At 42.7% G+C, this 11,771-nt stretch carries 11 protein-coding genes; 9 read left to right on the plus strand and 2 right to left on the minus strand.

Translation table 11 applies throughout. The features are described from left to right. The first annotated feature begins 13 nt into the window (after positions 1-13). The 4 genes from EI161_RS01875 (at position 14) to EI161_RS01890 (ending at position 4,123) form a co-directional block, all read left to right on the plus strand. Positions 14-430 carry a F0F1 ATP synthase subunit epsilon gene (locus EI161_RS01875; RefSeq protein WP_192522986.1) on the plus strand — a complete coding sequence of 139 codons (417 nt, stop codon included), beginning with the start codon at positions 14-16 and terminating at the stop codon, positions 428-430. Positions 431-1,118: 688 nt separating this feature from the next. Further along, on the plus strand, positions 1,119-1,835 hold the full coding sequence (locus tag EI161_RS01880) for a response regulator (protein WP_192522987.1): 717 nt from the start codon (positions 1,119-1,121) through the stop codon (positions 1,833-1,835). A gap of 310 nt (positions 1,836-2,145) precedes the next feature. Then, positions 2,146-3,834, plus strand: a complete 1,689-nt coding sequence (locus EI161_RS01885) for an ATP-binding protein (RefSeq protein ID WP_192522988.1) — start codon at positions 2,146-2,148, stop codon at positions 3,832-3,834. Between the two features lie 109 nt (positions 3,835-3,943). Further along, positions 3,944-4,123: a hypothetical protein gene (locus EI161_RS01890; protein WP_192522989.1), complete on the plus strand. Its 180-nt coding sequence runs from the start codon at positions 3,944-3,946 to the stop codon at positions 4,121-4,123. Between the two features lie 85 nt (positions 4,124-4,208). On the opposite strand, the gene EI161_RS01895 is transcribed toward EI161_RS01890, so the two are convergent. Next, complete coding sequence (locus tag EI161_RS01895; protein ID WP_192522990.1) at positions 4,209-5,693, minus strand: ATP-binding protein; 1,485 nt, start codon at positions 5,691-5,693, stop codon at positions 4,209-4,211. A gap of 380 nt (positions 5,694-6,073) precedes the next feature. On the opposite strand from EI161_RS01895, the gene rpsP reads away from it, so the two are divergent. The 4 genes from rpsP (at position 6,074) to rplS (ending at position 8,526) form a co-directional block, all read left to right on the plus strand. After that, positions 6,074-6,343 carry a 30S ribosomal protein S16 gene (gene rpsP / locus EI161_RS01900; RefSeq protein WP_192522991.1) on the plus strand — a complete coding sequence of 90 codons (270 nt, stop codon included), beginning with the start codon at positions 6,074-6,076 and terminating at the stop codon, positions 6,341-6,343. Between the two features lie 179 nt (positions 6,344-6,522). Further along, the gene (rimM, locus tag EI161_RS01905) at positions 6,523-7,056 is read left to right on the plus strand and encodes a ribosome maturation factor RimM (RefSeq protein ID WP_192522992.1); all 534 of its coding nucleotides are present in this window, start codon (positions 6,523-6,525) and stop codon (positions 7,054-7,056) included. Positions 7,057-7,163: 107 nt separating this feature from the next. After that, positions 7,164-7,928 carry a tRNA (guanosine(37)-N1)-methyltransferase TrmD gene (trmD, locus tag EI161_RS01910; RefSeq protein ID WP_192522993.1) on the plus strand — a complete coding sequence of 255 codons (765 nt, stop codon included), beginning with the start codon at positions 7,164-7,166 and terminating at the stop codon, positions 7,926-7,928. 205 nt (positions 7,929-8,133) lie between these two features. Continuing rightward, positions 8,134-8,526, plus strand: coding sequence for a 50S ribosomal protein L19 (gene rplS, locus EI161_RS01915; protein WP_192522994.1), 393 nt, complete (start codon positions 8,134-8,136; stop codon positions 8,524-8,526). A gap of 262 nt (positions 8,527-8,788) precedes the next feature. On the opposite strand, the gene EI161_RS01920 is transcribed toward rplS, so the two are convergent. Further along, on the minus strand, positions 8,789-9,346 hold the full coding sequence (locus tag EI161_RS01920; RefSeq protein ID WP_192522995.1) for a DUF4442 domain-containing protein: 558 nt from the start codon (positions 9,344-9,346) through the stop codon (positions 8,789-8,791). Between the two features lie 465 nt (positions 9,347-9,811). On the opposite strand from EI161_RS01920, the gene EI161_RS01925 reads away from it, so the two are divergent. Beyond that, on the plus strand, positions 9,812-11,338 hold the full coding sequence (locus EI161_RS01925) for a DUF3360 family protein (protein WP_192522996.1): 1,527 nt from the start codon (positions 9,812-9,814) through the stop codon (positions 11,336-11,338). Positions 11,339-11,771: the final 433 nt, after the last annotated feature.

Consider the following 11,771-nt stretch of genomic DNA (forward strand, 5'->3'; position numbering starts at 1 on the left):
TAAGGAATTAAGTATGGCAACGTTACAATGTCGCGTCGTAAGTGCTCGTGAAGAGTTGTATTCAGGCGAAATTAGCATGTTAATAGCTACTGGTACCGAAGGCGAGATTGGTGTATTGCCAGGTCATACACCGCTTATTACCTTGCTAAAACCAGGCGCAATGCGAGTGCAAATGCCAAACGGCGAAGAAGAAGTCATTTATGTATCAGGCGGTGTATTAGAAGTACAACCAAAAATGGTGACAGTATTGGCTGATACTGCCATGCGCGCGCACAATCTTGACGAAAGTAAAATCGTTGAAGCACGCAAAAAAGCCGAGCAAATGTTGGTCAACCAATCTGATACCGTGCAAACGAATGCGGCTTTGGCCTCATTGGCAGAGTCAGTGGGACAGCTACAAACTATTCGTAAGTACCAAAACCGCGCTTAATTTATTATATATAACGTCAGGCAGTACTCTTACTCCAGCGTTGTTTATAATTATAAAAGACAGTCCATCATGGGCTGTTTTTTTATATCTGCTATTTAATACTATAGTCAGTGAGAAGTAATATCGCTACATCACGTACTGCAAGTACCGTTTTTTCTTGCTTGCTGTGCCTACGCAGACGGAGGCTGCAAAAAACTATACCCGCAGTATCGTAGCGTTTTTAAAGTATTTTAACTATATATTGCTTTTATGGTGAATAATACCGTAAGCAATTAATATTAGGTGATTGCCACAATGCCACTAGCGACAATGCCGATATATGGTTATATTAGATATGTTACTATCGGAAATATCGAATGATAATTAAACTTAATGTTGCTATATAAGCGACTAAAAAGGGTTGTTTTTGCCCATTAAGATAGTGGACGAAAAACAGTTTTTATTATCACCCTGCTATTTGCTTAAAAAGCATAATTTTTGGACGTAAACTAAAGTTTTAATGGGTGTAGTTTATAGGTTTTGTTAACGACTATAAGCTATAGTATAGGAAGCCGTAGGTTTAATAGTATACTGTGCTACCAAGTTTGTAACAGCTATACAAACCACAATTGTGCCACTTTATGGTGCTATTAATTTTACCGCTCTTACTTTTACTGCTTTTAAATGAGATGTATTAGAGGATATAACAATGACAACGAATGAAGAAGACAATACTCCGCGAATCTTAATTGTTGAGGATGATGAGCGTTTGGCCATGTTGACTCAAGATTACTTAGTCAAAAATGGTTTAGAAGTCGCCATTGAAACGGATGGCAATCGTGCTATTCGCCGTATCGTCAATGAACAACCAGATATGGTCGTACTGGATGTCATGCTTCCTGGTAGCGATGGTCTTACGGTTTGCCGTGAAGTTCGCCCGCATTACCAAAACCCTATTTTGATGCTGACGGCGCGCACAGAAGATATGGATCAGGTATTAGGTCTTGAAATGGGTGCTGATGATTATGTCGCCAAGCCTGCTCAGCCGCGTGTATTGCTTGCACGTATCCGTGCGTTATTACGCCGCTCAGAAAATGCGCCATCAGAAGATGTGCCACAGCGCTTAGAATTTGGCGAATTGGTCATCGATAATGGTGGTCGTTCAGTTAACCTAGGTGAGGAGCTAGTCGACTTTACCAGTGCTGAATATGATTTGTTGTGGTTACTGGCGTCTAACGCTGGTCGTATCTTATCGCGTGAAGACATCTTTGAGCGTCTACGTGGTATCGAATATGATGGTCAAGATCGCTCGATTGACGTGCGTATCTCACGTATTCGTCCTAAAATTGGTGATGACCCAGAGAATCCAAAACGTATTAAAACTGTACGTAGCAAAGGCTATCTCTTTGTCAAAGAAGGCAATTAATCCCAGAATTTTAATAGAATCTTGAGCATTTATCATTATTTAATCAAAAACCAGCAAATATGCTGGTTTTTTTGTGGCAAAGTTTTAATTTTTGAACTTAAATGTAGTGTTATGTGGTTTAATTAAGCAATTATTATGGCTCTGATTAAATAGCTATGATGTGGGTGCGCTTTTGATGCACCGTACCTCAGCTAAAATATATAAGTCAGGGTTCATCCATACTCAATAATGTTCGATATCACTTATAATGCAGCGCTTATATACTGAATGATATCAGCAGTTTTTATTCATTAAGTTGGTCACGGCACGTATGTCATTAGTCTCTTCTTTAAAACACAGTATCTTTGTTCGTATTTATGCGGGACTACTCATAGTCTGCTTATGCGTGGCGTTATTTGCCCAACTATTGATGGAAACGATCAATAAAGAACGCGTGCAATCTTACCGTGAAAGCATGGCAACAGGCGCTTTTCACATAGTGAGTGAAGGTCTGGCTCACCAAGAAACGGCATCGCAGCGTGAATATTGGTTATCGGATGCTAGTAGTTTATTTGGCACGACTTTTAGTGTTTTACCGATTGATAAGGTGGATTTTAATGCCAGCGAATTGCGTCGTTTTGAGGGTGGTAAAACTGTCGTCCGTTATGTCAGCCAACCTATTTATGCCGATGTTTACTATCGGTTACCAGACAATAAAAATGTCTTAACCGCACGTATCTCACAAGTTACCGAGCAGCAAGTGCGGGCCATCGCTGTGTTTTTGTTAGATGATCTCTCTTATCATGTCACCTTATCTGATAAGCGTAGCCGTTTGGCTGAGTTAGAAGACAAGTTTACCTTTCCGTTAGAGTTCAAAGCCGTCAATACACTTGATTTAGATTCAGATCAAATGGCACGCTTACGCCGTGATGAAGTCGTCATCTCATTGCAAGATACCAATAGTAGCAAAAGCAATTCGGCTATCAGGGTAGTGGTGCCATCTGAGATTAATGACATGGCAATTTTGATTGGTCCAGTGCCGTTATTTAACTACTTCCCCCTTAATCTGATTATTAGTATGATTCTTATCAGTATGTTCTTGATCAGCTTAGGGGTTTATGCGCTGATTTTTCCACTTGAGCGTAAATTGCAGTTGATCCAAGTTGGTGTCAATGAAGTTAGTAAAGGCAACCTTGATAGTAAAGTACAGGTCATTGGCCAAGATGAGATTGCTCGGTTATCAGCGACATTTAATGCGATGACTTCGCATATCAAGCGCTTGATTGAGTCGCAGCGCGAATTGACACGCGCGGTATCACACGAATTGCGTACGCCCGTTGCGCGTATTCGTTTTGCCGTAGATATGCTGGCTGATACCGATGATGAAGATTCTCGCTTTATGCAGCGCGACTATATCGACGAAGATATTGAATCGCTTAATGGTTTGATTGATGAAATTCTAACCTATGCAAAACTTGAAGAAGGCTCGCCAAAGCTTGATCTTGAGCCAGTCAACTTAAAAGAGTTGATCGAGCAAATCGTCCGCGAAACCAAGGCGCTGGGTAAAGATATTGATATCGTCGGTAAATTACCGAGTGCTAAAGTTACCGCTATCGCCGATCGGCGCTATTTACATCGTGTGATCCAAAACCTTGCCGGTAATGCGTTACGCTACGCTGAAACCACCATCATCATTAGTGGCGGCGTTAAAAAAGGCAATGCTTTTGTCAGCGTGGAAGACGATGGTCATGGTATTCCAGAGGAAGATCGTGAAAAAGTGTTTATTCCGTTCTCACGCTTAGATGACAGTCGTACACGAGCATCTGGCGGCTATGGTTTAGGTTTGTCTATCGTGTCGCGGATTGCTTTTTGGTTTAATGGTAGTATGAAGGTGGACGAGAGCCGAACGCTTGGTGGTGCTAGATTTGTCATGACTTGGCCCATCAAGCCTCTGACACAAATTCTTGCTGCTGATGAATTGACCCAAGAAAAAAGCGAGCGCGATTTTGACGGTAAATAACTCAATGGTATAAACATACCGCTATGTTTTAGAATTGTTCATTTTCAGAGCATGTCATTAATTAGCGCATTTATACATTTAGTGGTCTTAAAATATAGGAGAGCAAGGGATGCCGTATTTATTTGGTGGTTTGGTGGTTTTGAATGCGATAACGTTGGGCTATTATTTATTTTTGCAGCAGCCATCGACGACGCAAACCTTAAAGGCCGCAAAAGACGACATTACTCAACCATTAACGTTTGCTAATAGTGCTAAGTATATCCCGCCTATTATTGGGAATAGAGAATAGGATCTGTTGCACATTCAATATTAGGACACGCCCTAGAACGACTGGTAGCTAGAGCCATTCGACACCCCTTGAGCGATTTTTCATATTATTCAGGCTTATCCAGTCCAGTATCGTTAGAATCAGAGATATCTTCTGTTTGGGCTGCCACGGTTTTATCTCCAGCAACTTTGGAAAGTAGGGGAATACGCACGCATACTTGTAGACCACCGTCAGGATGATTGATGGCCTCGACCGTACCATGATGCAACCGTGCGATACGATCGACAATCGCTAGACCTAAGCCGCTGCCTTGGGTGGTACGCGCTGTCTCGCCACGTTCAAAGGGCTGCATAATACGCTCTAAGTGGTCATCTGCCACGCCATCACCACAGTCCCGTACGCATATCATTAATTGTTCTTGTGCTTCTTTGTTGACCACGCTTTCACTAATCACATCGCTATCTTCCTCCTCAACAGTTTCTATAAATGTCGGCACCACAGTTGCTGACAGATAAATAGGCGGCTTGCCGTAACGCTTGGCATTATTGACCAGATTGATAACAAGGCGTTTAATAGACATGGGACGGACAGGCACGACCTTGTCACACTCTGATTGGTAAATGAACGCCATCGGTGCAAACTGCACCATAATTTCATTAAAGATGGTGTCTAAATTGGTGAGACTGACTGGCTCATCAGAACCGTCTTTCATAAATGAAATAAACTGCTCCAGAATGGCATCCATATCCTCAATATCGTAAATAAGCCCTTCACGAAAAAAGTCATCTGGCAGCATCTCAGCCGTCAAACGCATGCGAGTTAGCGGTGTGCGCAAATCGTGTGAGATACCCGCAAGCATAATCGTACGTTCTTTTTGTGCTTGATTTAAAGTGGTGAATAGGCGATTGAATGCCATATTTACCTGGCGTATCTCAGTGGGTCCTTTTTGTGTTGGTAATGTAGTGGCGTGACCGAGGCGAATATAATTGGTCGCTGCGCGCTGTAAATAACGCAATGGGCGATTTAATTGTCGAGCCAATAAAATGATGGTCAATAGCGTTAGAATGGGTAATCCAATTAAAAACAATATCAATAGAGTCGGACTGTACTGGGAATAATAAACCACTGGTTCGCGAATCCAAAAGCTGTCATCACGACTATCCTGTACCCAAAGCTGTGGGGTCGGTTTAAACTTAAAATATACCTCAACCGGTCGCCCCAACTGCGCGCCGATTTCACGCTGCAACACATCAGTAAAAACACCGACAAAGGCTTTGTCTGAAACCTCTGGAAAATCACTCGGATTATCTACTACTACCACATGAGAGTGCTGGTAAATCCACTGACGCACCTCAGGATGATCTTGCCAATCTTTATTGACGCTATTCATTAGCCGTAACTCACTGGTCAAATAACGCGCATGACTCTTCAGCTCTGGTAAATACAGGCTACGCCAAAAAAATAAAATCGATAAGCTAACACTGATGATGACAATAAAAGCCACCATCAAGGTTGTAAGCCAAGTATTGGAATAAGAGCGTGGTAGCCAACCTTTACGACGTGATTTTGGCTTGGGGTTTGGAGTGGTCATATAAATCCAAGGTGTTGAAGGTTAGATTTTATTAGGTCTAGAGCGTGTTGAACATATTTGCTTAAAGCATTAATTTATCCTACAGAGTAGCATAATCAAAGGCTGACACTGTGGGCTTTGATTAAATAAGTTGTCCATGATGAACTCTTAAATGCATATTAAATCAGACTTCGTTAGCCGTATATTTTAGTAAGGTAGTCAGATGAAAAGACCAAATTATGGGTTAAAGATAAGCGCTCATTATCAAATATGTTTTACATCGACTGGCATTTAAGCTATTGTTAATAAATAATTAAATAAGCACAGTTTATGTTTTCAATAAAATAAGACTGTGATATAATTATGCCCTTTTTGGTATACCTGCGAAAGAGAGAATTCACATGGTTGTTATTCGTTTAGCACGGGGCGGTGCCAAGAAACGCCCATTTTATCAAGTAGTTGTTGCTGATCAACGCCGCGCGCGTGACGGTCGCTACATTGAAAACATCGGCTTTTTTAACCCACTCGCTAAAGAGTCTGAAGAAGCAGTACGCCTAAACATAGAAGCGTACAATGCGTGGATCGAAAAAGGTGCACAACCTTCAGATCGCGTTGCTTCATTAGTAAAAGCTTACAACAAGTCTGCTGCTCAAACTGAAGCCACTGCTTAAGTTTTTGTTGCTGGATACTGATAGCATTTTTTGCGCCAATCAGTAGGCTTTAGAACACATAGCGTAACTGGTCTGACCAGGGTGCGCCATTAACTGTTTATCGCATTTTGAATGCGTTTATCGCTTTTCATTGAAATGTATTTATCATTGCTGTTTTAATCATTGCTAGGTTAGCCGTTATGTCCTCTGTTCCAAACGCTAGTAGCCTTATGAAAATCGGTCAGCTTAAGAAGCCTTATGGCATTAAAGGTTGGCTTTGGGTTTTTAGTGATACAGATGATCGTACGGCAATATTTGGCATGCAGCCGTGGTGGATGAAAACGGCCACTGGTATGAAACCTTTGACTGTTAAGGCTTGGCGTGAGCAAGGAACAGGAATTGTGGCTCAGTTTGAGCAAGTTCCTGATCGTAATGTTGCTGAGACCATGAACGGGGTTACCGTTTGGGTTGAGCAAGACGTCTTACCTGAAACAGCTGAAGATGAGTATTATTGGTCGGATTTGGTCAGCTTACGCGTGATAAATGAGCAGACTGAATATCTAGGCACTATCACTGAAATGTTTGAGACCGGTGCCCATGACATCATGCGCGTAACGGCAAACTCAGACAGTTTGGACAATGAAGAGCGCCTGATTCCATGGCACAAGCAAACCGTGATTGAAGTCGATATGACTGAAAAAACAGTGCTTGTGGCATGGCCAAGTGATTATTAATAAAGCCTTTCATTTAGTGATACGGCCTTTAGTCCTATCGCTAAGCGCGTTTGATAATTACCCCGATTTATTCAGCCATTATTAGCCACTGTGCAAGTAGACATCAGATGTATTTTTCTGTCATTAGTATTTTTCCTGAGATGTTTGCGACGATCCGTGAGTTTGGTATCACGGGACGGGCAGTCACTCAGAAACAAGTGACGATTGAATGCATTAATCCACGTGATTATACCACTGATAACTATCGCCGTATTGATGAGCGCCCGTATGGTGGCGGTCCTGGGATGGTGATGATGGCCGAGCCATTATCAAAAGCTATCGAGGATGCGCGCCTGCGAGCCAGTCAGCATGGCTGCCGTGTCGACAGTGAGCATTGTCCGGTGATTTATATGTCGCCACAAGGGCAAACACTCAGCGAAAGTAGCGTAGTCAATATGGCTGAGTATGACGGCATGATTTTATTATGTGGTCGTTACGAAGGCATTGACGAGCGCTTATTGTCGCAATATGTTGATATGGAAGTGTCACTGGGTGATTATGTATTGACTGGTGGCGAGCTACCAGCCATGGTGCTGATGGATAGTGTAATACGTCGTCTGCCTGATATTATGGGTGATGACAAGTCAGCTGAGCAAGACTCGTTCGTCGATGGTTTGCTTGATTGTCCACATTATACTAAGCCGCATGAGTTTGCGGGTATGGCAGTACCTGAAGTACTACTCTCAGGTCACCATGCCAATATCGCTAAGTGGCGCTTTAGCCAGCAAGTCAGTCGCACGCAAACGCGTCGTCCAGACCTATGGCAAGCGTTTACCCCAACGGTAGAGCAAGCAAAATGGTTAAAAGCATTGGCAAAAGCAGATAAAAAGTAGAGGGTTAATACCTGACTTTATCTTCATTAAGCGAGATAAACAGTTAAGAAATAAAATTTTGAGCAACAATAAAACGAGTCATCGCATTATGGCCGTTGGTTATAACCCATTTACGTTGTGTCTCACTATAAAGAGATATGATTAATTATTACAAACAGGTGATATGCGTTAAGCCTCTATTATCTAATGTGAGGAGATAACTCTCATGAGCAACAAGCATCCATTGGTTCAGGTCATCGAAAACGCTCAATTACTTGAGCGCCCAAGCTTTGCACCCGGCGATACCGTTGTGGTACAAGTAAAAGTACGTGAAGGTGAGCGTGAGCGTTTACAGGCTTTTGAAGGCGTTGTAATTGCTAAGCGTAACCGCGGTATAAACTCAGCGTTTACCGTACGTAAAATCTCAAGTGGCGTTGGTGTTGAGCGCGCATTCCAACTGCATTCACCAATTATCGATAGCATTCAGGTGAAACGCCGCGGTGCAGTTCGTCGTGCGAAACTATACTACTTACGTGAGCGCTCTGGTAAATCAGCACGTATCCGCGAAAAGTTGGTTGCTCGTGCTCCTAAAGCTGCTCAGGCAAAAACTGACGCTTAGACTGTATCGAGTATCTGACTTTAAGCATTGTGCTTAAAATTGCTACCATGGTTAAGTTGTTTATTGTGCAGCTTAGCGATGAAGCAATAATAGATACAAGCCCTTATTCATAGGTTTATTTATAAATAAGCGGGCCATACCAAAAAGACAAAACCCCAATCTATGCGAAGGCTAGGTTGGGGTTTTTGTATCTGTAGCGATAAGTCCAAGATCTAAGTCTATAAAATCTAAGTCTATAAAATCTAAGTCTAAAAGATTAAATCTAAGCATCGACATTATCGATACGGTTAGTTTGATCCTTAGATTTACTGTACTTACGCAGTCGAATATAGAGCGTTTTGGTGACGGTGGCGATGGTTTTTTGCTGATCATCAACGATATCCACTTGGTATTCACGAAATACCGGTTCACCTTCTTTTGCCAGCTTCTGAATAGTAGTGACTTCATTATTAGGGATTTTCATTCGTGCAGTGACTTTGCTATTACCGGGCGCAACAAACTCGATATGCGAGCTTTTGTCCCAGACCACGTAACTGCTGCCCAATTGGTGCATGAGCATCAACATATAAAACGGGTCAACCATCGAATATAAGCTACCACCAAACTGCGTACCGACGATGTTTTTGTTCATAGGGTTCAGCCCCATGCTGACCACGCATAGACCTTGATCAAGGTTGATATAATCAATTTTTATACCAGCACCGATATATGGCGCATAGGTATTGATACGTAGTTTAAGTAAATGCGGTGTCAACAACGGCATAATACTTTGTTTGGCCCTGCGTTTTAGCGTCTCAAAATTGCTGGGTAGTACACTCATAAATTTGTCCTATTACTTTTTTAGACTTTTTTAATGATAGCGATTAAGTTTTTTGGTTGGTTAAGGCTAAATATCATAAGTAAAAAACATCAAGTGCGCTAGACTTAAAGCGTAACCAGCGCTGATGTAACGAAAGTCTGAATATGGGTTACTGCTATTAATCACAGCTCCCAAGTTTACTGGGTTACCGCTAATGACTCGTCTATTAAGGGTAAACATTACTGCCACCTATTTTGCGGTCAGTTTATTGAAAAAAGCGTGAATTCAGTTTCGATAAATTATAAATGCAAACTTTAAGTTATTGATTATAACAATACGTATAGTATCTTTACATGGTTATATGCTCGCATTCCAAGGATTCATGGCATACAATAGCCTGAAATTTGTGGTGACGCTTTATTTTATAAGGCGCCAAATCACGTTATTGTTAGTCAACCGAAGCCTCAGCCGACACAAGGAAATGTGATGAGTAATACTCAGATCCCTTCTTCAGGGTCTAATCAGCAACCATCAAATCCAGCCACTGACGACAGCGAGCAATTGGGTAGTTATCTCGATTTACATAAGCCAAGCTCAAGCTTTGATAGTCGTGACGCCTATCTAAATCATGAACTACAAATCATGAAACCAAAGCGCTGGCGTGCCAATTTACCTTTCCGTGATTATCGTTTTGAGTATGAAGATGCGATTCCAGCGATGGCAGCGACCATTGGTAAAGTCGTGATGGTGGGCGCCATCGCTGCTACCTTTGCAGGGCCGCTTGGTTTGGGTGATGCCTTTGTCCTAGAAAACGTTCGTTATGAGCTGTTAATCGTGGCGTTTTTTGCCATCTTATTTTCAGGCTTTTTACTCCCTACTGCCAACCTTGCTGGTACTCATGGACCTTTAATCCCGTTGATTCCTATTGTGGTGGCCGCTGGTGGTCACCCGATGGCGTTTGGCTTACTGATTGGTGCCTTTGGTTTATTACTAGCGATTAGTAAAGGGGGCAGTCTGCTGGCAAACTTGACCAGTAAAGGCGTGTGCGGTGGTTTACTGCTGTATCTGGGCTTTATTGGTACCACATCGCAGGTGAAAAACCTGTTTGCTTGGGCAGAAGGCATCGGTATGACCCATATCGCCTTTGTGGTTATTTTACTCACTATCGTACTGTATGCGGTGTTGGAAAACTTCCAAAAGCGTTGGTTGGCCGTTCCGCTCAGCTGTTTATTAGGTGGTGGCGTCGCTTTTGCCATGGGTGCGCCATTTTCGTTTGAAACCGCGCCAGGTCTACCGAACATGAATCCGATGTATTGGTGGGGTGAAAACACCGGTTGGATGCTAGGGTTGCCCACTGTTGAGAGCTTTATCGTGGTGTTACCATTTGCCGTCTTGGCCGTTGCCATGTGGTCGCCAGACTTTTTGGGTCATCAGGTCTTCCAAAAAATCAGCTATCCGCAACGCACTGAAAAGGTTTTGATGGATATTGATGATACGATGACTAGTGCCTCGATTCGTCAGGTAGCAGGCTCGGTACTCGGTGGCGCAAACTTTGCTTCTTCGTGGGGCACTTACATTGTGCCAGCAGCGATTGCCAAGCGTCCGATCCCAGCCGGTGCAGTTTTAACCGGTATTTTCTGTATTATTGCTGGCGTTTGGGGTTATCCCATGGACTTAGCGATTTGGGAGCCGGTCATGTGCGTGGCGCTCATTGTTGGGGTCTTTATTCCATTGCTTGAAGCAGGGATGGAGATGACACGTGAAGGCAAAACCACCCAATCCGCTGCCATTGTCGTCTTTGCTTCAGCGTTGGTTAATCCAGCCTTTGGTTGGTCAATTACCCTTGTGCTCGATAATTTAGGTTTAATTGGTTCTAAAGAACGTAGTGCCAATTTGACCAAAATGAGTCGCTGGATTATTCCCGTGATTACTTTTGTAGTCTTAACAGGCGTGATGGCCCTTGTCGGTATGTTGCCAGGTATTCCAGCATTAATGTCGAATTTCCGTCATTAGTCTTGCATGGATTTACTACTGAAAAAAACCAGCCTCGTGCTGGTTTTTTTGCGCCTGTTGTTCAACGCGCGGTTGCTCAATCAATGGCTGGCTTGCAAAATGGCTTTAGTCGCCCCATTAATATAGTCAGTGAGAAGTAATATCGCTACATCACGTACTGCAGGTACCGTTTTTTCTTGTTTGCTGTGCCTACGCAGACAGAGGCTGCAAAAAAACTATACCCGCAGTATCGTAGCGTTTTTAAAGTCTTAGATTAACACATGAAGTGCAATATCAAATGCGAGGTGAAAAAAAGACCTAGATGCGCTAGCATCAAAGTTTTTATCCACCGACCAAAGTGAGATTGCAACCATGAACTATACACATCTAAGCCTAGGTGAACGATACCAGATTTATGCCCTTAAAGGGGCAAAACATAGTATTAAATTTATAG

Source organism: Psychrobacter sp. FME5 (assembly GCF_014861375.1).
In the GTDB taxonomy this organism is placed as follows: domain Bacteria; phylum Pseudomonadota; class Gammaproteobacteria; order Pseudomonadales; family Moraxellaceae; genus Psychrobacter.